At 57.1% G+C, this 22,742-nt stretch carries 20 protein-coding genes; 11 read left to right on the forward strand and 9 right to left on the reverse strand.

What is annotated here, in order from left to right:
- Positions 1–4 precede the first annotated feature (4 nt).
- Positions 5–604: a 16S rRNA (guanine(966)-N(2))-methyltransferase gene (gene rsmD / locus GVJ63_RS16430; protein WP_010671526.1), complete on the forward strand. Its 600-nt coding sequence runs from the start codon at positions 5–7 to the stop codon at positions 602–604.
- The gene (locus tag GVJ63_RS16435; RefSeq protein ID WP_003852192.1) at positions 594–866 is read left to right on the forward strand and encodes a DUF1145 family protein; all 273 of its coding nucleotides are present in this window, start codon (positions 594–596) and stop codon (positions 864–866) included. Before rsmD ends, GVJ63_RS16435 begins: the two co-directional genes overlap by 11 nt.
- A gap of 26 nt (positions 867–892) precedes the next feature.
- On the opposite strand, the gene GVJ63_RS16440 is transcribed toward GVJ63_RS16435, so the two are convergent.
- Complete coding sequence (locus GVJ63_RS16440) at positions 893–1,249, reverse strand: DUF2500 domain-containing protein (RefSeq protein ID WP_022624010.1); 357 nt, start codon at positions 1,247–1,249, stop codon at positions 893–895.
- 144 nt (positions 1,250–1,393) lie between these two features.
- On the opposite strand from GVJ63_RS16440, the gene GVJ63_RS16445 reads away from it, so the two are divergent.
- Positions 1,394–2,023, forward strand: coding sequence for a lysoplasmalogenase (locus tag GVJ63_RS16445; RefSeq protein WP_010253326.1), 630 nt, complete (start codon positions 1,394–1,396; stop codon positions 2,021–2,023).
- Positions 2,024–2,116: 93 nt separating this feature from the next.
- Entirely contained in the window at positions 2,117–4,408 is a 2,292-nt protein-coding gene (locus GVJ63_RS16450) for a zinc/cadmium/mercury/lead-transporting ATPase (RefSeq protein ID WP_159227125.1), read from the forward strand.
- A 54-nt stretch (positions 4,409–4,462) separates the two neighbouring features.
- Here GVJ63_RS16450 and tusA read toward each other — a convergent pair whose 3' ends face one another.
- Positions 4,463–4,714: a sulfurtransferase TusA gene (gene tusA / locus GVJ63_RS16455; protein ID WP_010253330.1), complete on the reverse strand. Its 252-nt coding sequence runs from the start codon at positions 4,712–4,714 to the stop codon at positions 4,463–4,465.
- Positions 4,715–4,918: 204 nt separating this feature from the next.
- Here tusA and GVJ63_RS16460 point away from each other — a divergent pair, with 204 nt between their 5' ends.
- Both GVJ63_RS16460 and GVJ63_RS16465 read left to right on the forward strand, forming a co-directional pair.
- A complete protein-coding gene (locus tag GVJ63_RS16460) occupies positions 4,919–5,584 on the forward strand; it encodes a 7-cyano-7-deazaguanine/7-aminomethyl-7-deazaguanine transporter (RefSeq protein WP_010253331.1) in 666 nt (221 codons plus the stop codon).
- 116 nt (positions 5,585–5,700) lie between these two features.
- On the forward strand, positions 5,701–6,255 hold the full coding sequence (locus GVJ63_RS16465) for a DcrB family lipoprotein (RefSeq protein WP_010253333.1): 555 nt from the start codon (positions 5,701–5,703) through the stop codon (positions 6,253–6,255).
- A 55-nt stretch (positions 6,256–6,310) separates the two neighbouring features.
- Here GVJ63_RS16465 and iolE read toward each other — a convergent pair whose 3' ends face one another.
- The 3 genes from iolE to iolD form a co-directional block, all read right to left on the reverse strand.
- Positions 6,311–7,207, reverse strand: a complete 897-nt coding sequence (gene iolE / locus GVJ63_RS16470; protein WP_159227126.1) for a myo-inosose-2 dehydratase — start codon at positions 7,205–7,207, stop codon at positions 6,311–6,313.
- 47 nt (positions 7,208–7,254) lie between these two features.
- Complete coding sequence (locus GVJ63_RS16475; RefSeq protein ID WP_033780961.1) at positions 7,255–8,265, reverse strand: Gfo/Idh/MocA family protein; 1,011 nt, start codon at positions 8,263–8,265, stop codon at positions 7,255–7,257.
- Positions 8,266–8,327: 62 nt separating this feature from the next.
- Entirely contained in the window at positions 8,328–10,268 is a 1,941-nt protein-coding gene (gene iolD / locus GVJ63_RS16480) for a 3D-(3,5/4)-trihydroxycyclohexane-1,2-dione acylhydrolase (decyclizing) (RefSeq protein WP_010253337.1), read from the reverse strand.
- 545 nt (positions 10,269–10,813) lie between these two features.
- On the opposite strand from iolD, the gene iolC reads away from it, so the two are divergent.
- Both iolC and GVJ63_RS16490 read left to right on the forward strand, forming a co-directional pair.
- Positions 10,814–12,727, forward strand: coding sequence for a 5-dehydro-2-deoxygluconokinase (iolC, locus tag GVJ63_RS16485; RefSeq protein WP_033773070.1), 1,914 nt, complete (start codon positions 10,814–10,816; stop codon positions 12,725–12,727).
- 440 nt (positions 12,728–13,167) lie between these two features.
- The gene (locus tag GVJ63_RS16490) at positions 13,168–14,010 is read left to right on the forward strand and encodes a MurR/RpiR family transcriptional regulator (RefSeq protein ID WP_010253340.1); all 843 of its coding nucleotides are present in this window, start codon (positions 13,168–13,170) and stop codon (positions 14,008–14,010) included.
- Between the two features lie 98 nt (positions 14,011–14,108).
- On the opposite strand, the gene iolB is transcribed toward GVJ63_RS16490, so the two are convergent.
- On the reverse strand, positions 14,109–14,927 hold the full coding sequence (gene iolB, locus GVJ63_RS16495) for a 5-deoxy-glucuronate isomerase (RefSeq protein WP_022624005.1): 819 nt from the start codon (positions 14,925–14,927) through the stop codon (positions 14,109–14,111).
- A gap of 119 nt (positions 14,928–15,046) precedes the next feature.
- Entirely contained in the window at positions 15,047–16,552 is a 1,506-nt protein-coding gene (locus GVJ63_RS16500; protein WP_010253344.1) for a CoA-acylating methylmalonate-semialdehyde dehydrogenase, read from the reverse strand.
- 421 nt (positions 16,553–16,973) lie between these two features.
- Here GVJ63_RS16500 and GVJ63_RS16505 point away from each other — a divergent pair, with 421 nt between their 5' ends.
- Entirely contained in the window at positions 16,974–17,789 is an 816-nt protein-coding gene (locus tag GVJ63_RS16505) for a TIM barrel protein (RefSeq protein WP_159227127.1), read from the forward strand.
- An 84-nt stretch (positions 17,790–17,873) separates the two neighbouring features.
- Here GVJ63_RS16505 and GVJ63_RS16510 read toward each other — a convergent pair whose 3' ends face one another.
- Positions 17,874–19,097 carry an MFS transporter gene (locus tag GVJ63_RS16510; RefSeq protein ID WP_033785697.1) on the reverse strand — a complete coding sequence of 408 codons (1,224 nt, stop codon included), beginning with the start codon at positions 19,095–19,097 and terminating at the stop codon, positions 17,874–17,876.
- Positions 19,098–19,397: 300 nt separating this feature from the next.
- On the opposite strand from GVJ63_RS16510, the gene GVJ63_RS16515 reads away from it, so the two are divergent.
- Entirely contained in the window at positions 19,398–20,453 is a 1,056-nt protein-coding gene (locus GVJ63_RS16515) for an AI-2E family transporter (RefSeq protein WP_010253354.1), read from the forward strand.
- On the opposite strand, the gene GVJ63_RS16520 is transcribed toward GVJ63_RS16515, so the two are convergent.
- A complete protein-coding gene (locus GVJ63_RS16520) occupies positions 20,442–21,125 on the reverse strand; it encodes a FadR/GntR family transcriptional regulator (protein ID WP_132499639.1) in 684 nt (227 codons plus the stop codon). The genes GVJ63_RS16515 and GVJ63_RS16520 overlap by 12 nt on opposite strands.
- Before the next feature lie 149 nt (positions 21,126–21,274).
- Between GVJ63_RS16520 and uxuA the strand changes: the two genes are divergently transcribed.
- Positions 21,275–22,459 carry a mannonate dehydratase gene (gene uxuA, locus GVJ63_RS16525; protein ID WP_159227128.1) on the forward strand — a complete coding sequence of 395 codons (1,185 nt, stop codon included), beginning with the start codon at positions 21,275–21,277 and terminating at the stop codon, positions 22,457–22,459.
- Positions 22,460–22,742: the final 283 nt, after the last annotated feature.

Raw genomic sequence — 22,742 nt, forward strand, 5'->3', positions numbered from 1 at the left:
CAAGATGAATAAAAACCCCCGCAGTACAGGCGGTGCCGGGCAGATTCGCATCATTGGCGGCCAGTGGCGCGGACGCAAACTGCCGGTGCCGGACAGCGCCGGACTGCGCCCGACCACCGATCGGGTACGTGAGACGCTGTTTAACTGGCTGGCCCCGGTGCTGCCAGAGGCGCGCTGCCTCGACTGCTTTGCCGGTAGCGGCGCATTAGGACTGGAAGCCCTGTCGCGTTACGCGGGATCGGCGACGCTGCTCGAGCTGGAACGGCCGGTGGCGCAGCAGCTGACAAAAAATCTGCAGACGTTGCGCGCCAGTAATGGCACCGTGATTCAGACCAATGCGTTAAACTGGCTGGCACAGCCAGGTGAACCCTTTGATGTGGTGTTTATCGATCCGCCGTTTCGTCAGGGATTGCTGGAACAGACGTTACAGCTGCTGGAGCAGAATCACTGGCTGGCCGATCAGGCGCTGATTTACGTCGAAAGTGAAGTGGAAAATGGCGCACCGCCGGTGCCGCCAGAGTGGGATCTTTATCGCGAGAAAATAGCCGGACAAGTGGCTTATCGTTTGTATCAACGTCAACAGGAGACGCAGGATGTTACTTAATTTGGGGCGTCTGTTGATGCTATGCGTGTGGGGATTTCTGCTGGCTAACCTGGTTCATCCCTACCCGAAACCGCTGACTTATTTTATCAACGTTGCGCTGATTTTCATGATCCTGATGCATGGCCTGCAGCTGGTGTTACTGCGCACCACGCAGACCAAAGATGCGCCGCCGATTGACCGCGTCACCCAGGCCAAAGTGTTTCTGTTCGGGGTGTTCGAACTGGTCGCCTGGCAGAAGAAAAACTTCCCACGCAAGAAATAATCCCGGGCGGGCGCGATGCCCGCCGGTTACTGCCGGGGTGTGAAGCTGATAAAGCGCGTGCCCTGCATCTTCAGCTCGCCTCTGGCACCCTTGTCCAGCTGATGATATTCCGCCTCTTTAAGCTGCACTTTGATGTCGCTGGCACCGTTCAGCGGGTGAAACAGCACCTCGTAGCGCATCTCTTCCCCGGCGATCACTTCCCGCTGCCGTGAACGGCGATTGGGTGCAGGAAATTCACGTTTGGTTTTGACCTCAGCCTGCAGAGAACGCTCGGGTGAAGCGTCATTCACCGCCACTTCCCGGCGTTGCTTAATGAACTGACGGGTCGCCAGCACGGCGATAATCGCCAGAACGATGATAAAGATTAGCGGCGGTTTGCTCATAGCGTTCTTGTGCCTGCAGGATGATTAATCAGGCGGCAAAGCATACAACCAGAGTTGCCTGATTGTCACATCTCAGAGGCTTAACCTAAACTGGAAGGGATATTTTGGGATCTTTCACCATTTTGAACAAAAAAGGGAGAAACAATGCTCTGGTCTTTCCTCGCTGTACTTTTCTCCGGCTGGCTCTATGTCGACGCCACCTATCGCGGCCCGCAATGGCAACGCTGGTTATTTAAGCCGGTCACGCTGCTGCTGCTTGTCGGGCTGGCCTGGCAGGCACCGGTGCTGCAGACTACGGACTACCTGATTCTGGCCGGTCTGGTCGCGACGCTGGTCGGTGATGCGTTAACGCTGCTGCCGCGTCAGCAGATGCTCTATGCCATCGGGGCTTTCTTCCTGTCGCACCTGCTTTATACCCTCTGCTTCGCCGCCAGCATGACCATGACCTTCTTCTGGCCGATTCCGCTGACGCTGCTCATCATCGGTGCCGCCCTGATTGGCATCATCTGGAGCCGACTGGAAGATCTGCGCTGGCCTGTCTGCACCTTTATCGGCATGACGCTGGTGATGACCTGGATAGCGACCGAGCAGTACTTCTTCCGCCCGACCGATTACAGCTTCTCGATCATGGTTGGTGCCGGTCTGCTGCTGCTGGCAAACGCCGTCTGGTTTATCTCACACTATCGCCGCCGCTTTACCGCCGACAGCGCGATTGTCGCCGCCTGCTACTTCGCCGGTCACTTTATGATCGTGCGCTCGTTATGGGTCGTCTGAAAAAATAGCCTTGACTCTGGAGTTCACTCCAGAGTGTAGGATAAGGGATGGGCTGCGTTGCTCATCCCACTATTCTTACACTCTGGAGGTCATATGCATCAACATCACGCCTGTGGCTGCGGCAAACCCCGTGCCAGTCACGCCGCAGCAAAACCGCTGTGCCAGGTTCGCCAGGCCCGCCCCCTCTCCCTTTCTATTCATGCTGCGACGCCTGTACCTGCCGAGACGGCAGACTGTTGCTGTGACAGTCACTGCAGCCCTGGCAACGACGCCGACACCGCTGAGGAAAGCGACCGGCGAGGTGCCGACAGTTATCCCTTTAGCTGGCAGGTCAGCGGGATGGATTGCCCGTCGTGTGCCCGCACCATTGAAACCGCTGTCCGTCAGGTGAGTGGCGTGACCGATGCCCGTGTCTTGTTCAGCAGCGAGAAACTGGTGGTCAACGCTGACCAGGACGTACAAAACGCCGTTGAACAGGCGGTGAAAAAAGCCGGCTTCCAGCTCGCAACCCCATCAGCCACGTCGGCCACATCCCCCGCTACGCCGGGCTGGCAGCATAACCGGATGCTGATTTTGCTGGCGCTGCTGGTGCTTGCCAGTAGCATTCTCAGCCAGTTCGCGCCCGCCTGGGGCGATCGGCTGTTTGTGCTGACCACGCTGGTCGGCCTGGTCCCGGTGGCGCGCGGCGCCTGGCAGCGTCTGCGCAGCGGATCGCCTTTTACTATTGAGACATTAATGACGCTGGCGTCAGCTGGCGCACTGATTATTGGCGCACACGCTGAAGCCGCGATGGTGCTGGTGCTGTTTCAGCTGGGCGAACAGCTGGAAAGCTATGCCGCTTCCAGGGCGCGCAGCGGCGTTACCAGCCTGATGGCGTTGCGGCCTGAATCGGCGATCCGCCTTGAACAGGGCAAACGTACTGAGGTACCGCTCGCAGCGCTGCAACCCGGCGATGTGATTGAAGTCGCGGCGGGCAGCCGCTTGCCGGTCGATGGCAGCTTAATCAGTCCGCTTGCCAGTTTCGATGAGAGCGCGCTAACCGGTGAATCGCTGCCGGTAACGCGGGCCAGCGGCGAAAAAATCCTCGCCGGTGCTACCAGCGTTGATCGCCTGGTGATGCTGGAAGTGGTGTCGAAGCCGGGTGAAAGCGCGATCGACCGTATCCTGCAGCTGATTGAAGAAGCGGAAACGCATCGTGCGCCGGTCGAACGCTTTATCGACCAGTTCAGCCGTATTTACACGCCGCTGGTCATGCTGCTCTCGCTGCTGGTGATGGTGGTGCCGCCACTGCTCGGCGCAGGCGACTGGCAGCCGTGGATCTACAAAGGGCTGACACTGTTGTTGATTGGCTGCCCCTGTGCACTGGTGATCTCCACGCCTGCCGCCATTACCTCCGGGCTGGCTGCGGCGGCGCGACAGGGCGCACTGATCAAAGGCGGTGCGGCGCTAGAGCGGCTGAGTTCGGTGCGCAGAATGGCGTTTGATAAAACCGGTACTCTGACGCTGGGCAAGCCACAGCTGACGCAGATCCTGCGCTTTGGTACGGCCAGCGAGTCAGAGATGCTGGCGCTGAGCGCCGCTGCGGAACAGGGTGCCACCCATCCGCTGGCCAGCGCTATCGTGGCGGCCGCGCAGGCGCGTGATCTGGTGATTCCTGACGCGCAGGATCAGCAGGTGCAGGCGGGACGCGGCATCAGCGCGAAAGTCGCTGGCCAGCAGATTCAGCTGCTGACGCCCGGCCATGCACCCGGTCTGACGCCGCAGCAAAATGCGCAGATAGCGCAACAGGAAGCTGAAGGTGAAACCCTGGTGGTGCTGATGCGCGATGGCGAAGCGCTGGGTGCGCTGGCTCTGCGCGATCAGTTGCGCGACGACGCCGTTGAGGCGTTAAAGGCGCTGAAAAAGCTGGGTATTGAGAGCCTGATGCTGACCGGCGACAATCCGCGCGCTGCGGCGACCATTGCCCGCCAGCTGGATATTGATTATCGCGCCAGTCTGCTGCCCGCCGATAAAGTCGCGGCGATCCGTGAACTGAGTCAGCAACAGCCGCTGGCGATGGTCGGGGATGGCATTAACGACGCGCCGGCAATGAAAGCGGCAACGCTGAGCATTGCGATGGGCAGCGGCACCGATGTGGCACTGGAAGCGGCCGATGCTGCCCTGACGCGTAATCAGCTCAGCAATCTGGCTCCGATGATTGCGCTGGCACGCCGGACACGGCGTATCATCCGCCAGAATATCGGTATTGCGCTGGGGCTGAAGGCGATTTTCCTGGTTACAACCCTGCTGGGTCTGACCGGACTCTGGCTGGCGGTGCTGGCGGATTCGGGTGCGACCGCGCTGGTCACCGCCAACGCGCTGCGGTTACTGCGTCGCCGCGCCTGAGCAGGCGACTTCTGATCTGAAGAGTGAGGTTAACGGCGGCCTGTACGGCTGTCGTTAACCCGCCATGCCTTTGCGGATCAGAAACTGATAGGGCAGCGTGTCGGTTTGCTGCGCCAGCAAGCCATGTTCCATAAAGCGGCAGAAGCCGGGAATATCGCGCGTGGTGGCCGGATCATCGGCGATGATCAGCAACGTCTCGCCATCCTGCAGGCTGCGTACGGTTTTGCGCACCATCATCACCGGCTCCGGGCAACGCAGGCCACGGGCATCCAGCTGATGGTCGGCAGAGGAAAAAGCATCGCTCATAATCAACTCGGTTCAGGTAAGGGGCGCTCATTCTAGCGCGTGCTGGCGGTGAAGCAAGGCGATAACGATTGCGCTAAAATTAACCATTGCATAAAAAGCACAACGCGGTAAGATGCCGCCGCTTTTTGCTCATAAAACTGCCAGGCGCTGCCCGAACGGCGTCCCGCAATGGGTTCCCTCACCCCAACATTAAAAAGGTTGAATATGCTCGCATTTTCTTCGCGTCAGCGCATGCATGCGCTTTTCTGGTTATCGCTGTTTCACCTGCTGGTGATCACTTCGAGTAACTATCTGGTTCAGTTGCCTATTTCAGTGTTTGGCTTTCACACCACCTGGGGTGCATTCAGCTTCCCGTTTATCTTCCTGGCGACCGACCTCACCGTGCGTATTTTTGGCGCACCGCTGGCCCGACGCATTATTCTGGCCGTGATGATCCCGGCGCTGTTTATCTCTTACAGTGTCTCGGCGCTGTTCTATCAGGGTGAATGGCAGGGCTGGCAGGCACTGGAAGTGATGAATCTGTTTGTTGCCCGTATCGCCTGCGCCAGCTTTATGGCTTACGCGCTGGGTCAGATCCTCGACGTTCACGTGTTCAACCGTCTGCGTCGCCTGCCACAGTGGTGGATTGCGCCGGGCTGCGCCATGTTTCTCGGGAATATCAGCGATACGCTGGCCTTCTTCTTTATCGCCTTCTATAAAAGCCCCGATGCGTTTATGGCGCAGCACTGGGTTGAGATTGCCCTGGTGGATTACAGCTTCAAAGTGCTGATCTGCATGGTCTTCTTCCTGCCCGCCTACGGCGTGCTGCTCAACGCGGCGCTGAAACGTCTGGCTGAACGCCAGACCGCCCGCCAGGTCAATTTCGGCTAAGCGCCCATACGGTTTCCACTACTATCCGCTAAGATCTTCTGACAATCATCAGGTTGCGTTTGCAACCTGATTCCTGTTGTATTAATGCCTGACTGGAAACTTAAAAAGGGATTCTGATGCGCAACCTGGTGAAATATGTAGGAATGGGTTTACTGGTACTCGGCTTAGCGGCCTGTGACCAGAAGAAAGATGAAGCGGCGAATGACAACGGCGTCAGCGCCAGTCAGTCGGCGCAAACCGTCACGCTGATGGATGGCAAACTGAGCTTCTCGCTGCCACCAGGCATGTCCGATAAAAGCGGTAAACTGGGTTCGCAGACCACTAACATGCACGTTTATGCGGATGAAACCGGTGCCCGCGCCATTATTGTGATTGCCGGCGACCCGACCAATGATGGTCTGGATGTGCTGTCGCAGCGTATGGAACAGCAGCAGCGTAACCGCGATCCGCAGTTGCAGGTGGTGTCGAACAAATCTGTGACGCTAAAAGATCAGCCCGCACAGCAGCTGGATACGGTGATTTCTGCCAATAACCAGACCTCATGGTCTTCAGTGGTTCTGGCGAAAGTGGATGGCAAACTGGTGACGCTGCAGATTACGCTGCCAGGTGATAATCAGCAGCAGGCGCAGAGCGATGCTGATAACATCGTGAAAAGCATTACGCTGAAGTAAAACAAAAGGCTGGCTTCCCTGCACGGGGAAGCCAGCCTTCGTTCAGAAGGGCTTTTTATATACCTGCATTCTCGCGAATATATTTCCGCGCTTTCACCGCATATTCAAACGGATTGGCCAGTGCCGGATCCTGCTCCGCTTCAACCACCATCCAGCCTTTATAGCCGTAATCATCCAGGATTTTGAACACCGGTCTGAAGTCGATCACGCCATCGCCCGGTACGGTAAAGGTGCCCTTTTTCACTCCTTCCAGGAACGAGAGATGGTTCTCACGTACCTCGGCGACCACCTCATCACGCACATCCTTAAGATGAACGTGGAAGATGCGCGGCAGATATTTCTCCAGTACCGCCAGCATCTTCTGCTGGGAGCCTTCGGAGTAGTAGACGTGGCCGGTGTCATAGAGCAAACCGACCTGCTCGTCGGTCATCTCCATAAACCGGTCAATCTCTTCAGTGGTCTGAATGCCGGTGCCCATATGGTGATGCAGCGTTACGCGCATCCCCTTCTCCGCCGCGATGCGGGCCAGTTCGTTGTAGCCTTCCGCGGTTAACTGCCACTCTTCATCGCTGAAAATGGCTTTCTCTTCAAACACCGCAAGCCCGGTGCCCTGAATACTTTTGCTCTGCTCGGAACAGCCAATCACCCGCGCGCCCATCGCATGCAGGAAGTTCATATGCTCAATGAACTGTTCGATAGTTTTCTGTTTGTCGCCGTTGGCGAAAAAGGTGCTGAACCAGGCGTTGCAGATCTCGATGCCGCGAATGTCGAGCATCGGTTTCAGGATCGCCGGATCGCGGGGATATTTGCTGCCCACTTCGCTGCCGGTAAAGCCAGCCAGCGCCATCTCACTGACGGTTTGCTGGAAGGTATTCTCACTGCCGAGATCCGGCATGTCATCGTTGGTCCAGCCGATCGGGGCGATCGCCAGTTTTACATTCTCTTTGTTCATTATCTTATTCCCAGGCGGAGAGCGGCCATGCCGCATAGACAGCTAAATCAGTTATAGAAAGCAGGACGCGGCGGCATCTCTACCGGCTCAATCGCACCACTGTTCTGCGCTTTAATGCAGGCATCGGCGGCGACTGAGGCGGCAAAGCCATCCCAGGCAGAAGGACCGGTCAACTGGCCCGCTTTGATGTCGTTGATAAACGCCTGAAGCTCAACGTCATACGCCTCGATAAAGCGATCTTTCCAGTCCACCAGAATGGTGTTCGACAGGCGGGCCTCTTTGCGCAGCTGCACCGAAGAGGGCTCTGGCAGGCGGGCAATCCCCTCTTCACCCACCACTTCACACTGGATGTCATAGCCGTAAGCGCAGTTAACGAAGATCTCGACGTCAATGCGAACCCCTTTCTGGGTTTCAAACAGCACGATCTGCGGATCTTTCAGCTGACTGTGTGACTTCGAGGTAACGCGCGGGAAGACTACCTGCACCGTTTTATAGTCATCGTTTGTCAGCCAGCGCAGCACATCCAGCTCGTGGATCAGGGTGTTGGTGATCGCCATCGGCGTGGTGTAGTTCTCCGGCACGGTCGGGTTGCGGTGCGCGCAGTGCAGCATCAGCGGCTCACCGATATCGCCATCAGTGATCACTTTTTTCAGTGCACGGTAGCCCGCATCGTAAGGACGCATAAAGCCGACCTGCACCAGGCGTTTACCCGCCTGAATCTCTGCATCCACGACCCGGCGGCAGCCCTCAGCGCTCATCGCCAGCGGCTTCTCACAGAACACCGGTTTACCGGCGGCAATCGCCGCTAAGGTGAACTCTTCATGGGTCGGATCCCATGAGGTGACCAGCACCGCATCAACATTCGGAGACTGAATCACGTCGTGTCCATTTTCGAATACCTCCGCCTCAATATTCAGGCGTTGCAGTGCGGCACGCGCGCCTTCGACATTAATGTCAGAGACGGCAACCACCTGTGCACCCTGCAGCACATGGCTGCAGCGACGAATATGTTCCTGACCAATTGCACCTGTACCGATGACGCCAAGTTTCAAAGTCATAATTACACCTGTGTAGGGTTCGTACGGAGAAGAGCAAAACGGGCCGCGGCACGGCCCTGAAATTAATATTTTCGCGCCTGATCCAGATGGCTGTTGAGCTTGTCCGCCACCGCCTGAGAACGTTCGGTCTTCGAGGCCTGCGCCACGCCGACGTGCCACCAGCTGAAATATTTGTGGATCATGGTTTTTGGCAGCACTTTGATGTCGATAAGGGTGGAAACCGTCTGGGTGCGGGCATCTTCCAGCGCCGCCTTGAGCTGCTCCAGCGTGGTCACACGATAGGTTTTGCAGCCATAACCGGCGGCGATAGCGGCAAAATCGACCGGGATAAAGCCGCCGTCCAGCTTGCCGCCTTCCGCATTACGGAACCGGAACTCGGTGGTAAAGCTGTCCATGCCGTGTTCCATCTGCAGGTTATTGATGCAGCCGTTGGTCATGTTATCCAGCAGCACTACGTTGATCTTCGCCCCTTCCTGAATCGAGGTGACCAGCTCTGAATGCAGCATCATAAAGGAGCCATCACCGACCAGCGCATAGACCTCGCGCTGCGGCTGCGCCAGCTTCACACCCAGCGCGGCATTCACTTCATAACCCATGCAGGAGTAGCCATATTCAACGTGGTAGGCGTTGTAATCTTTGGTGCGCCAGACGCGCTGCAGGTCGCCCGGCAGACTGCCCGCCGCTGCCACTACCACTGCGTCTTTCGGCAGTTGCTCATTTAACGTGCCGAGCACGCTGCTTTGCGTCAGTAGCGACTGGGTCAGGCGGTTAAACTCAGCGAACACCGCTTCGCGGTCGAGATGATCCGCAATCTCCGGCACAAAGTCGCCATCGTGATATTCCACCTGGTAGACGCGCTGCGTCTCTTTCAGCAGCTGACTCTGCGCCTGCTCAATCTGATTGCCCCAGTCGTTGCTGTAGTGCTGCGAGGCCAGCCCGGCGGTGAGCGCGGTCAGCCCTTCGCGGGCATCGGCCAGCAGCTGCACGCCATCGAGCTTGTAGCTGTCAAAGTTGCTGACGTTGATGTTCAGGAAGCTGACATCGGGATGCTGGAAAATCCATTTCGACGCGGTGGTGAAGTCGGTGTAGCGGGTGCCGATGCCGATCACTAAATCGGCCTCTTTCGCCAGCAGGTTAGCCGCCAGACAGCCGGTTTCGCCCACGCCGCCGACATTCAGCGGATGGTCAGAGACCAGCGTGCCTTTGCCCGCCTGCGTCTCCGCAAAGGGAATCTGATAGCGCTCGGCAAACTGGCGCAGCGCCTCGCCCGCTTCGGAGTATTTCACTCCGCCGCCGCAGATAATCATCGGCTTGCGCTTACGGTTAATCAGCGTCAGGGCATCTGCCAGCTGCGCCGCCACCGGCAGGCGGCGATCCAGACGGTGCACCCGTTTCTGGAAGAAGTAGTCAGGGTAATCCCAGGCTTCGCCCTGCACATCCTGCGGCAGCGACAGCGTGACCGCGCCGGTTTCTGCCGGATCGGTCAGTACGCGCATGGCGTTGATACAGGCGGACATCAGCTGTTCCGGGCGGCTGACGCGATCCCAGTATTTGCTGACGGCGCGGAAGGCATCGTTGGTGCTGATGCTGAGATCGTAGCTCTGCTCAATCTGTTGCAGTACCGGATCGGGCTGGCGGGTGGCGAAGACGTCGCCTGGCAGCAGCAGCAGAGGAATGCGGTTGGCGGTAGCGGTCGCCGCGGCGGTGATCATATTGGCCGCACCAGGCCCCACAGACGAACTGCAGGCGATAATCTGGCGGCGCAGCGACTGGCGCGCAAAGCCGGTGGCTGCATGAGCCATGCCCTGCTCATTACGGCCCTGGTAGACCACCAGATCGCCGCTATCCTGTTCCAGCGCCTGGCCCAGCCCCAGCACGTTGCCATGTCCGAAAATGGCGAAGATGCCTTTTACGAACTTCGTCTCAACGCCATCGACATCAATGAATTGATTATCAAGAAATTTAACCAGCGCCTGTGCCGTGGTCAGTCTGATAGTGCCCATATTCTTCCTTACATGCTGGTGGACCCCGACTTCCGCGACAGAACGCCAGGCGTTGTCATCGGCGGAAAAGGCGACCTGAATAACTGAAACGTGAGGCGATTATAAACAAATATATTTTTCATAAAATACGATTACAGAAGAAACATTTCATTTTGCGAGTGAGATCAAATTTAATGACGGCAACAGGTCTGGCGGGCGATTGCAGTGGGGAAATCTGGAACGTTTAACAGAGAGTGGTGCCTGATGAAAAAATTCATTTCAATGCAGCAGCTTGCCTGACTGGCGTGCGGATTCCTGCGATCCCCTTCACAACCCTGACATACCGCACATCACGCTGGCAGATTTTGCGCAGGCGGGCGGCAATCAGGAGTTTTACCTGGTTCACAAAATTGCGATGGATATTTCATTTCGTATTGAATATGGAATTTTTATTCCTCATACTCCCCTCATAGCCAGTCAGACACCTACAGACCCGGAAGCAGAGCGTAACTGGTGTCGGTCTTTACGCCCGCCAGCGCTGCTAATCACAGAAGGAAACCACAGGTATGAGTACACAACAGAAACCGCTTGATGTGATTTGTATCGGGCGCATCGCCGTTGATTTTTATGGCCAGCAAATCGGGGCGCGACTGGAAGATGTCACCTCCTTTGCTAAATATCTGGGCGGCTCGTCGGGCAATGTCGCCTATGGCACCGCGATTCAGGGGCTGAAATCGGCGATGCTGGCGCGGGTGGGAGATGAGCATAATGGTCGCTTTCTGCGTGAAGAGTTGCAGCGCGTAGGCTGTAACACCGATGCGCTAATCACCGATCCGCAGCGTCTGACCGGACTGGTGATCCTCGGCATTAAAGATGAAGAGACTTTTCCGCTGATTTTCTACCGCGATAACTGCGCCGATATGGGCCTGGTTCCGGACGATATCGACGAAGCCTTTATTACCTCTGCGCGCGCCGTGGCGGTTACTGGCACCCACTTATCCCATCCTCAGACCCGCGAAGCGGTGCTGAAAGCGCTGGATATCGCACGCCGCAACGGCCTGCGCACGGCGCTGGATATCGATTATCGTCCGGTGTTGTGGGGACTGACCTCTCTGGGCGACGGTGAAACGCGTTTCATTGAGTCGTCACAGGTCACGCAGCAGTTACAGGAAGTGGTGCACTATTTCGATTTGATCGTCGGCACCGAAGAGGAGTTTCATATTGCCGGTGGCAGTACCGACACCCTGACGGCGCTGAAAAACGTGCGTCAGGCGAGTCAGGCGACGCTGGTCTGCAAACGTGGACCGCTGGGTTGCGTGGTGTTTGAAGGCGAGATCCCGGATAGCTGGGAACAGACTGAGCTGCACACGGGCGTACGCGTCGAGGTTCTCAACGTGCTGGGCGCGGGCGATGCCTTTATGTCTGGCCTGCTGCGCGGCTGGCTGAATGATGAGGGCTGGACTCAGGCGTGCCGTTACGCCAACGCCTGTGGAGCGCTGGTGGTGTCACGCCACGGTTGCGCACCCGCCATGCCAACCAAAGCGGAGCTGGATGATTTCCTGAGTCGCGACAAAGAGGTGAAGCGTCCCGATCTCGACAGCCGTCTGAACCATCTGCACCGCGTGACTACCCGCAAGCAGCAGTGGCCGGAGCTGAATGTCTTCGCCTTTGACCACCGCAAACAACTGGCGGATATGGCGCAGGAAGCGGGCGTGGACGAAAGCCGCATTCCGGAACTGAAACTGCTGCTGCTGGAAGCCGCTCAGCAGGCTGCCAGAGAAGCAGGATTAGAGAATAAAAGCGGGATTCTGGCGGATACGACCTACGGTCAGAAGGCGCTGAACGCCATCACCGGTAAGAACTGGTGGATTGGCCGCCCGATTGAGCTGCCGAGCTCGCGGCCGCTGCGCCTGGAACATGGCAACATCGGCTCGCAGCTGATCGACTGGCCTGCCGAACACGTGGTGAAATGTCTGGTCTTCTATCATCCACATGATAGTGCTGAACTGCGTAAAGAGCAGGATGAGCTGGTGCTCGACGTCTGGAACGGCTGTAACAAAAGCGGTCATGAGCTGCTGCTGGAAGTGATTCTGCCTGACAACAATCCGGATAAGAATGAAACGTATTACTTTGATATGTTGAGCCATTTCTACAGTCTGGGCATCCAGCCTGACTGGTGGAAACTGCCACCGCTGTCGGCGGAAAGCTGGCAGGCGATCAGCGGTCTGATTGAGCAGCAGGATCCCCACTGTCGCGGCATTCTGTTACTCGGTCTGGATGCGCCCGAAGAGAAGCTTAAAGCGGGCTTCGCCGCGGCGGCCAAAGCGCCCTGGGTGAAAGGTTTTGCGGTAGGCCGCACTATCTTTGGTCAGCCTTCCCGCCAGTGGTTACAGGGGGAGCTGGACGATCAGGCGCTGATTGAGACGGTTAAAGGCAACTATCTGCGACTGATTGAGTACTGGCGCGCTGCCCGCGCCTGATTTGCAGCTCTGTCAAAAAGCCGCTTTTAGACCGTGCAGTCACAGGGAACACGGTCAGATCGGAAAGACGCGAAAGCTGCCATCCATGGCATGCTCGTCCCGCACCATCCTTGGTGCGGGACGCTTTTCTCTTCTGACCGTGTTCACTGCTCGTTTAGCTAATGTGTTGCTGCCAGACCCGATTTTTCAGCAATCTGCAGCCATTCCAATCTGAATGGTGAAAGACTGCATACTTCCATCCCTGCTGGCATTTCATCCCGGCTTTCATCCTGACATTGCCCGCGAAAAGTCATGCATCGGGCGCTAAAGCTAATCTGTGAACCATTTCATAAAGCCATGAAATAAACCGCGTCGTTGACGCAAAGAAATGAAATTTTCCATCCATCTGATACTATAGCGCTCATTATGCAGCCATTATTCTAATTATACGGGCAGAAGTGATGAACAATAATCCCACCCAACTTTCTCTCTTGCAGGACGATATTCGTCGCCGCTACGAAACGCTGAGCAAGCGTCTTAAACAGGTTGCGCGCTACATCCTTGATAACAGTAACAGTATTGCTTTCGATACCGTCGCCTCGATTGCTCAGCAGGCTGATGTGCCACCGTCGACGCTGATCCGCTTTGCGAATGCTTTTGGCTTCAGCGGCTTCAACGAAATGAAACAGGTTTTTCGTCAGCACCTGATGGAGGAGACGGTCAACTATACCGAGCGCGCTCGCCTGTTTCGCCAGACCTCCACGGACGACAGCGCCAGTGCGCCTGAAAGTCCGGCGGAAATCCTCAACGTCTTTACCATGGTTAACAGCCAGGCGCTGCAGCAGCTGGCGATGCAGGTTAATCCTGAGCAGCTGAACAAAGCGGTGAAACTGCTGAATGAGGCTGAGAATATCTATGTTATCGGCCTGCGCCGCTCTTTCAGCGTCGCTTCCTACCTGGTCTACGCGCTGCGTCATCTGGAGCGCCGCGCTTTCCTGATTGATGGACTGGGCGGGATGTTTACCGAGCAGCTCAGCCTGGTAAACCCGAAAGATGTGGTGATTGCGATCAGCTACTCGCCTTATGCACGTGAAGCGGTCGAGGTGGTTGAAATGGGTGCCAAACGCGGTGCGCATCAGATTGCCATTACCGACAGTCAGGTCAGTCCGCTGGCCGCCTTCAGCGATGTCTGCTTTGTGGTACGTGAAGCGCAGGTCGATGGCTTCCGTTCGCAGGTCGCTTCACTCTGCCTGGCACAGACGCTGGCGGTTTCGCTGGCACTGAACAACGCAAAGACCAGCTGAGTTCCACACACAAAAAAGGGCAGCGCGACAGGCTGCCCTTTTTACTGATATGAACGCGGATTATAAACCGTGATTGCTGTTTATTTTTCAGCGAAGACTTACGCTTTCCGTGGATAGCTGTCGCTGTTCACCCAGGCGTGATCTTTCTCCCAGGTAAATTTCCACAGCCGTACCGGCCCCGCCATCACGTTCAGATAGTAGTTATTGTATCCCGCCAGCGTCGCTACCGGATGATAGCCGCGCGGTACCATCACCACGTCGCGATTATAGGGTGCCATACAGACATCCAGGGAACGGTCGTCGGTGTAAACGCGCTGCATGGCAAAGCCAGGTTCCGGATCGAAACGGTGATAGTAGGTCTCTTCCAGGTAGGTTTCGTTTTCACTCTCCTCCTGGTCGTGCTTGTGGCTGGGATAAGAGCTGGTATCGCCCTCGTTGGTATAGACTTCCACCACCAGCAGGCTATCAGCCGGTTCATTGTCAGGCAGGATATTGTGAACCAGGCGCTGGTTGCGCCCTTTTCCGCGATGCTCAACACCAACATCGGCTGGTGCAATCAGGCGCGCAGTCAGATTCCCCTGACCGGGCGCATTACAGACCGCCAGCTCAAGATCGCTGTCAGCGTAAACCTCTACTTCATCATCATGCGGCACATAAACGGAATAAGGCGGAACGCGCTCAAAAGGCGACATGCGCTGACCGATACCGGGAAAATCAGCATGGCGGGTTTTTACCGAGGCCAGCCCGGCCACCAGCACCAGACACAGCTCTTTGTCACCACTACTGAGGCGCAGGGTTTCCCCTTTCTTCAGCAAATAGGCATCAAATCCCACATAACGCCAGCCGGCGCGCTCAGGCGTCACATGCTGAATACGACCCTGCGCGTCAGGGGCTTGTGCTTTCGACAGTAAAGACATCCTGATACTCCTCTCTGTCACGATTGACGCTGCGGTGGGCTCGCGGGCGCGGTGCCAGCGAACAAAGCGACCGGCAGATTATCCTGCCGGTCGCGCACCGGGATCAGCGTTGAAATGAATCAGCCTAAGGTTGGCATACTGAATTCAGACACGGTCTGCTGACCGGATGGCCAGCGTACGGTGGCCGTTTTCATGCGGGTATAGAAACGCACGCCATCCGGTCCATGAACATTGAGCGCGCCAAACACTGAACGCTTCCAGCCGCCGAAGCTGTGGAATGCCATCGGCACCGGAACCGGCACGTTGACACCGACCATACCCGCTTCAACGTTCTGCACAAACTCACGTGCGGTGTGACCGTTGCTGGTGAAAATCGCGCTGCCGTTGCCGAATTCATGGCTGTTAACCAGTTGCAGCGCACTGTCGTAGTCCGGCGCGCGCATGATGCTCAGCACCGGCCCGAAAATCTCTTCACGCCAGATCACCATCTCAGAGGTGACATGATCAAACAGCGTGCCGCCGACGTAGTAACCTTCGGCGTGACCTGCAACCTGCACGTTACGGCCATCGACCACCAGCTTCGCGCCTTCCTGCTCGCCTTTGTCGATGTAGCCCAGCACTTTCTTCTGGTGCGCCGCCGAAACGACCGGTCCCATCTCATTTTCATCAGCGCCCTGATTAATGCCAGGGCCGATACGCAGCGCGTTCACCAGCGGAGTCAGACGGGCGATCAGCTTGTCGGCGGTATCATCGCCCACGGCGACCACAACCGGCAGCGCCATGCAGCGTTCACCAGCAGAGCCAAACGCACCACCCATAATGGCGTTGACGGTGGCATCCAGGTCGGCATCCGGCATAACGATAGCGTGGTTTTTCGCCGCGCCAAACGCCTGTACCCGCTTGCCGTGGGCGCTGGCGGTTTTATAGATATGCTCAGCCACGCCAGAAGAACCGACGAAGCTCACCGCGGCAATACGCGGATCTTTATAGAGCTGCTCAGCATCTTCATTGGAACTGTGTACGACATTAAATACGCCATCGGGCAGGCCCGCTTCGGTCAGCAGTTCAGCCATACGCACTGCAGCAGAAGGATCCAGCGCCGGTGGCTTCAGCACAAAGGTGTTACCGCAGGCCAGGGCTATCGGGAACATCCACAGCGGTACCATCGCCGGGAAGTTAAACGGCGTAATGCCCGCCACGACGCCGACTGGCTGCATCAGCGAGTAGCTGTCAACACCGCTGCCGACGTTCGGGGAATATTCGCCTTTGAGCAGATGGGGGATCCCGCAGGCAAACTCAATCACTTCGATGCCACGCGTCAGTTCACCCAGCGCATCAGACCAGACTTTGCCGTGCTCAGAGACAATCAGCGCCGCCAGCTCATCACGGTGCTGCTCCATCAGGGCTTTAAAGTTGAACAGAACGCGGGCGCGACGCAGCGGCGAGGTTTTCGACCAGGCGGCAAAAGCGTCATGCGCGACACCAATCGCCTGGGCCACTTCATCAGCGGTACTTTGCGTCAGTTCACGTACCACTTTGCCGGTTGCCGGATCGTAAACAGGAATGGTTTCGTTGCTGGCGCTGAAAGTGGTTTTACCGCCAATAAAGTTACCTATGATTGTCATGATGTTGCCTCTTTAGATGGTTAAGTTCCCTGCAGACGGACTATGCGACCTGCCACACTGCCTGACCAGGCAAACCTGAAAGCGTGCTATGAAGCTATTACAGTGGAACAAATTTTTCAAATGGTTCTTTTTGGGAAATTTGATTTTAGCGGCACAGATCGCATTTTTCCCGCCACTTAGTCTCTCGCGGCATCACGATGACGGGAGGCCACTAATAGCGGCCAGCCTTAGCGTAGCAGGGTAATAGCCGGGGAGTGGTTTGGGCGTTTTACTGCGAAGTCGATCCAGCCTTTATGCATCGGGCTGAAACGGAATATGAAATTAATGCGAGGCTGATCTAATAATTTGTGTTTCATTATTCACTATTAATGAAATAAATGTTCTCTTTGGTCGCATCATCCTCCTGTCCCGGAGTCAGTGCATGGCCATCGATCCAACCCGTTTCTGTATCAACCGCAAAATTGCGCCCCGGCTCTCGCTGGAGGCATTTTTTCAGCTGGTTCAGCGTCTGGGGCTGAGCAAGGTTGAACTGCGTAATGACATGCCGGGCGGCAGCGTCACTGACGATCTCAGCACCGATCAGCTGCGCGCTCTGACCGACAGGTATCATATTGATATCATCACCATTAATGCGCTCTATCCGTTTAACCGCATTGATGACGCGCTACTGGCCCGGGCCGAAGCACTGTTACAGACAGCACAACAGATTGGTGCAAAGGCGCTGGTCATGTGTCCGCTGAATGAGGGGATTGCCGTGTCGCCTCAGCAAACCCAGGCGGCGATGCAGCAGCTGGCCCCGCGCTTTACCCACTATGGCATTCAGGGTCTGGTGGAGCCGCTGGGTTTTCCGGTCAGCTCGCTGCGTTCGGCGGTACAAGCGCAGCAATTGATCGCCGCGGCGGACGTGCCCTTTAAGTTATTGCTGGATACCTTTCACCATCATCTCTATGAGCAGGCTGAGCAGGAGTTTCCAGCGGGCATTGATGTTAACCAGATCGGTCTGGTGCACCTTTCGGGCGTGGAAGATCGCCGTCCGACCGCCGAACTGACCGATGAAGAACGCATCATGCTGAGTGATAACGATGTACTGAAGAGCGTGGTGCAGGTGAAGCGGCTGGAGATGCTTGGCTATAAGGGCGTTTATGCCTTTGAGCCTTTCTCCAGTCAGCTCAGCAACTGGACCCCTGCGGAGGTTGAACGCCAGATCCGCAACAGTATTGAACTGCTGCAAGCCTGAATCCTGTTCTGCGCTTTGCGCGCACCATTAATCGGTTTATCTGTGTCTGAAAAGACGTTCTGGCCCGCTGCTGGGCCATTTTTTTTATCCTGAAGAATCGTCTGCTGCCGGCAACACCGCCTGACGCCGCTGCATGCGCAGCGTGCAGAAAAAAGCGACGCAGACCAGCAGCGCCGTGAGCAGGTAGACGCGTGAGACACCCGCATAAGTCATGATGAATCCGGCAAGTGGCCCGGTTATCCCCAGCGACAGATCCATAAAGGCGGTGTAGGTCGCCAGCGCGCTGCCCTGATTCTGCTGCGGCACCACTTTTACCGCCACCACGCCCAGCGCCGGGAATACCAGCGAGAACCCGGCACCGGTCAGAAATGCGCCTGCTTTTGCCATCCAGGGATCACCCGCTGCGGCCACCAGAAACAGTCCGGCGGCTTCAACCGCCAGGCAGATGCTGGCGACCCGCAGACCGCCGTGGCGGTTAATCGCATTCGGGAACAGCAGGCGCGCGCCGACGAAAGCGCCGCTGAACAGGGAGAGCGCAAAGGCGGCCCCTTCCCAGCCTTTATCCTGATAGAACAGGGTAATAAAGGTGGCGATGACACCGAAACCCGCCGAACCCATCGCCAGAATCGCACCAAAACCGGCGATTTTCCCCAGCACCGCACGAAACGGCAGGGGTCTGGCCCGGCTGGCTTTTACGGCCGGACGCGGCACCGCGCAGACGATGCCTACCACGCAGATAGCAACAATGACCAGCGACAGCCACAGCAGGCCACCCGCCCGGAATATCACCACGCCGAGCGGCGCGCCAATCGCCATCGCGCCATAAGTGACAATGCCGTTCCAGGAGATAACCCGGCCAATGTGCAGCGAACCCACCCGCGCCACCCCCCACAACGAGGTGCCGGTGCCGGTAAAACTCTGGCCCACGCCCAGAATCAAGCGGCCCACGCAGAGTAGCGTCAGGCTTAACAGCGGTGATTCGATGAGCGCCGCCAGCAAAATACATAACCCGCTGATCAGACAGCCCACCAGGCCGGTCACCACCACTTTCTTTGGCCCCCAGAGATCGGCGTAGCGTCCGGCGTGTGGGCGGCTCAGCAGCGTCGCCACATATTGCAGGCTGATCACCAGGCCCGCCCAGAATGCGCTGAAGCCCAGCTGGTCATGCACCCATCCTGGCAATACCGCCAGCGGCAGACCGATAGTGAGATAGCTGGCAAAGTTGTAGGCCACGATAGAGAGGATCAGCAGAGAGATGTGCAGGTTTCCGGATGGGGTGTTCGGTTCCGCGGCAGGCTGTTCAGGCATGAGTCCTCGCGCTCGTATTTGGCTGAATGATAAGGTTTATCCTTTAACTATACCCGCTTTCGCCACTGGCGCATCTTAATGACACGGCTATCGGGCGGCTGCCCCTGCCCGGACGTGCAGCAGAAAGCCGGGTAAAAACCGGAACAATGGGGAGTTGCTGCTCTGCCGCGATAGCTGAGTGCTGTGGCGCTGATTACATCACCCACCTGCCACCGCGCTTTACCGTTTCTCTGATAAATCAGATTGTTAATTTTGTTTCAGCTACACTTTCAACAGCCAAATTACGTTATGAGAGAGAGAATGAGCGAGCTGCAACGGGAAAAGATCGGGCAAAATATTCTGATTAAACTGGCAATGCTGGTCATTATCCTCGCCGGGGTTCGGGCAGCGTCAGACATTCTGGTCCCGCTGCTGCTGGCGGCGTTCTTTGCCATTGTGCTGAATCCACTGGTGACGATGCTGATGCGTCGTGGCTTCCGCCGTGGACTGGCGATTGGGCTGGTGATCACGGTGATCTTCTGCGCTCTCGTGCTGCTGGGTGCCATTATTGCCAGCTCAATGAGCGAGTTTTCCGATCTCTATCCGCAACTGCGCGCCACCATGGAGCAGAAAATGACGGTACTGCAACATCTGGCGGCGGGCTTTCATCTTAATATTTCAACCGATGCGCTGGTACAGCGTTTCGATCCTAATACCATGATGAACCTGGCTACCGTGGCGCTGAGCGGCTTTTCCGGCGCGATGACCAATACCGTGCTGCTGGTGCTGACCGTAGTCTTTATGCTGTTTGAGGTCCATCACCTGCCCTATAAAATGCGCAACGCGCTGGTGAATCCGAAAATTCGCATCGCCGGACTGCATAAAGCGCTGAAAGGCGTCACGCACTATCTGGCGCTGAAAACCCTGGTGAGTCTGATAACCGGCATCGCGGTCTGGCTGAGTCTCTATCTGCTGGATGTGAAGTTTGCGCTGTTATGGGGTGTCGTAGCGTTTATCCTCAACTTTATTCCCAATATCGGCCCGATTATCGCCGGTATCCCGCCCTTCCTGCAGGCGTTGTTACTGAACAGCCTGTTTGATGCCGCGATGGTGGCGGCGCTGTTTACCGCGATTCATATGGTGTTTGGCAATATGCTGGAACCGCGCCTGATGGGGCGCGGTCTTGGCTTATCGACACTGGTGGTGTTTCTGTCGCTGGTGTTCTGGGGCTGGCTGCTCGGTCCGGTCGGCATGCTGCTCTCGGTGCCGCTCACCAGCATTACTAAAATTCTGATGGAGACCACGCCAGGCGGTAGCCGTCTGGCGATTATGCTGGGCACCGGACGACCCAAGCGGGCGCGGGCATTAACCAAGTAGCCGCTGCTGCACGTGCTGGAGATGGCTCTCCATCGCCTGACGGGCCGCTGCTTCATCGCCCGCCACAATCGCATTGGCGATCTGCTGATGGTCAGCGTTCATCTCCTGCGCGAAGCTGTTATCGGCATAATGGCGCTCCAGTCGCTGCACATGCGGGCTGTGGCGCCGGTTCCATAACTGCTCCAGCAGGTCGCGTAATACATCATTGCCGCTCATCTCACTGATCAGCAGATGGAAGCGCTTGTCCTGCTCCAGAAAGGCCGCGTCGTTTTCATTGTACTGCTGCAGTTCAGCGGTCAGCGCCAGCAGTGCTGCACGCTGAGCGGTGGTGCCGTTACGTGCGGCAAATCCTGCCAGCATCCCTTCAAAGGCTTCACGCGCCTGCAACAGATCCTGCAGACTGCAGGTTTCGCTCTCCTGCGGAACCGCAGCCTGCGGCAATGGCTGGGCGACGTAAACGCCGTTGCCAGTGCGGATATCGACCCAGCCGGTCATCTCCAGCGCAATCAATGCTTCACGCACTGATGAACGACTGACACCCAGCTGTTTTGCCAGCTCACGCTCCGGTGGCAGCAACCCTCCTGCCACAAAGTCACCGCGCGTGATACCGGCCATGATGACGTTGGCGATCTGACGGTACAGGCGCTCGGTTTTTATTACTGGCAGCGTCATCACCCTCTCCTCTGATTGCACTTAAAAGCGATCTCTTCACCGATGCAGTTTGTCATGCTGCGATCCGGATCACGGCCCTGTTTTTTCCACTATCATACTCTTGGCCCAGCGGCCTGACCACTGGGCCACATCACAGTTGAGGAGTAAAAATGGAACATACATGGCGATGGTACGGCCCCAACGACCCGGTCTCACTGGATGATGCGCGTCAGGCGGGCGCGACCGGCATTGTCACGGCGCTGCACCATATCCCTAACGGCGAGGTATGGCCGGTTGAGGAGATTAAAGCGCGTCAGGCACTGCTGGCGGAAAAAGGTCTGGTCTGGTCGGTGGTAGAGAGCATCCCGGTCCATGAGGCGATTAAAACCCAGTGTGGTGACTACCTTCGCTATATCGCTAATTATCAGCAGTCGATACGCAATCTGGCCGCCTGCGGCATTGATACCGTCTGCTACAACTTCATGCCGGTGCTGGACTGGACGCGAACCGACCTCGCCTGGACGCTGCCGGATGGCGCAAAAGCGCTGCGCTTCGACGCCGACGCTTTTGCGGCCTTCGAGCTTTATCTGTTGCAGCGTCCGGGGGCGGAGCAGGATTACAGCGCTGCCGAGCAGCAGGCCGCCGCTCAGCGCTTTGCCGCCATGAGCGCAGAAGAGAAAAGCACCCTGGTGCGCAATATTATCGCCGGTCTGCCAGGCGCCGAAGAGGGTTACACCCTGGAGCAGTTTCAGGCGCAGCTGACGCAGTATGACGGCATCGACAAAGCGAAACTGCGCGAGCATATGGCCACCTTCCTGCGCGCCATTGTGCCGGTTGCGGAGGAAACGGGCGTTAAACTGGCGGTGCATCCGGATGACCCACCACGTCCTATTCTGGGTCTGCCGCGCATTATTTCTACGCAGGAAGATATGCAGTGGCTGAAAGAAACCGTGGACAGCCTGCACAACGGTTTCTGTTTCTGTACCGGCTCCTATGGCGTGCGTGCCGACAACGCGCTGGTTGAGATGGCGGAAACCTATGCCGACCGCATTAACTTTATCCATCTGCGCGCCACGAAACGCGAGGCAAACCCGGCCAGCTTCCATGAAGCGGCGCATCTGGCGGGCGACGTCGATATGGTCGGCGTGATCAAGGTTATTCTGGCGGAAGAGCAGCGCCGCCGTCGGGCGGGCAACCTGCGGGCGATTCCCATGCGTCCCGATCACGGCCATCAGATGCTGGACGACCTGCATAAGCGCACCAATCCCGGTTATTCCGCCATTGGCCGCCTGAAAGGCCTTGCCGAACTGCGCGGCGTTGAAGTAGCGCTGAAACAGATCTATTTTGCCGATTAAATAAAACGTCCTGCCCTGCGCCCGCCCTGTGACGGGCCAGGGTCTCTCCTGGCCACTGCGGCGGATCGGCCTTTTACCCTGCCTGCCTCCCGTTTTCACCTGATTGTTTTGCTGCATCGCAACGAAAACCAAACAACCTGTCAAAAAATGCAATGTCTGGTCGATAATTGACCTTAGTCAGTTCTCCTGATCGCAAAAACGCTAATCTGCACCGCCCGGAGAGATGCTATGCTGCGCCATTGATCAGCACCTCCGCATAACACCAATAATACTCAGAGGATTC

The sequence above is a fragment of the Pantoea sp. 18059 genome (genome assembly GCF_902706165.1).
Classification (GTDB): domain Bacteria; phylum Pseudomonadota; class Gammaproteobacteria; order Enterobacterales; family Enterobacteriaceae; genus Pantoea; species Pantoea agglomerans.

Bases quoted from the DNA above. Each gene is read 5' to 3' on its own strand.
- GVJ63_RS16500 (WP_010253344.1), bottom strand. From the start codon at position 16,552: ATGACAATCATAGGTAACTTTATTGGCGGTAAAACCACTTTCAGCGCC.
- GVJ63_RS16445 (WP_010253326.1), top strand. From the start codon at position 1,394: ATGCTCTGGTCTTTCCTCGCTGTACTTTTCTCCGGCTGGCTCTATGTC.
- GVJ63_RS16520 (WP_132499639.1), bottom strand. From the start codon at position 21,125: ATGACGCTGCCAGTAATAAAAACCGAGCGCCTGTACCGTCAGATCGCC.
- GVJ63_RS16435 (WP_003852192.1), top strand. From the start codon at position 594: ATGTTACTTAATTTGGGGCGTCTGTTGATGCTATGCGTGTGGGGATTT.
- GVJ63_RS16460 (WP_010253331.1), top strand. From the start codon at position 4,919: ATGCTCGCATTTTCTTCGCGTCAGCGCATGCATGCGCTTTTCTGGTTA.
- iolC (WP_033773070.1), top strand. From the start codon at position 10,814: ATGAGTACACAACAGAAACCGCTTGATGTGATTTGTATCGGGCGCATC.
- GVJ63_RS16465 (WP_010253333.1), top strand. From the start codon at position 5,701: ATGCGCAACCTGGTGAAATATGTAGGAATGGGTTTACTGGTACTCGGC.
- GVJ63_RS16450 (WP_159227125.1), top strand. From the start codon at position 2,117: ATGCATCAACATCACGCCTGTGGCTGCGGCAAACCCCGTGCCAGTCAC.
- GVJ63_RS16510 (WP_033785697.1), bottom strand. From the start codon at position 19,097: ATGCCTGAACAGCCTGCCGCGGAACCGAACACCCCATCCGGAAACCTG.
- tusA (WP_010253330.1), bottom strand. From the start codon at position 4,714: ATGAGCGATGCTTTTTCCTCTGCCGACCATCAGCTGGATGCCCGTGGC.
- GVJ63_RS16490 (WP_010253340.1), top strand. From the start codon at position 13,168: ATGAACAATAATCCCACCCAACTTTCTCTCTTGCAGGACGATATTCGT.
- GVJ63_RS16515 (WP_010253354.1), top strand. From the start codon at position 19,398: ATGAGCGAGCTGCAACGGGAAAAGATCGGGCAAAATATTCTGATTAAA.
- GVJ63_RS16475 (WP_033780961.1), bottom strand. From the start codon at position 8,265: ATGACTTTGAAACTTGGCGTCATCGGTACAGGTGCAATTGGTCAGGAA.
- GVJ63_RS16505 (WP_159227127.1), top strand. From the start codon at position 16,974: ATGGCCATCGATCCAACCCGTTTCTGTATCAACCGCAAAATTGCGCCC.
- uxuA (WP_159227128.1), top strand. From the start codon at position 21,275: ATGGAACATACATGGCGATGGTACGGCCCCAACGACCCGGTCTCACTG.
- iolB (WP_022624005.1), bottom strand. From the start codon at position 14,927: ATGTCTTTACTGTCGAAAGCACAAGCCCCTGACGCGCAGGGTCGTATT.
- iolD (WP_010253337.1), bottom strand. From the start codon at position 10,268: ATGGGCACTATCAGACTGACCACGGCACAGGCGCTGGTTAAATTTCTT.
- GVJ63_RS16440 (WP_022624010.1), bottom strand. From the start codon at position 1,249: ATGAGCAAACCGCCGCTAATCTTTATCATCGTTCTGGCGATTATCGCC.
- rsmD (WP_010671526.1), top strand. From the start codon at position 5: ATGAATAAAAACCCCCGCAGTACAGGCGGTGCCGGGCAGATTCGCATC.
- iolE (WP_159227126.1), bottom strand. From the start codon at position 7,207: ATGAACAAAGAGAATGTAAAACTGGCGATCGCCCCGATCGGCTGGACC.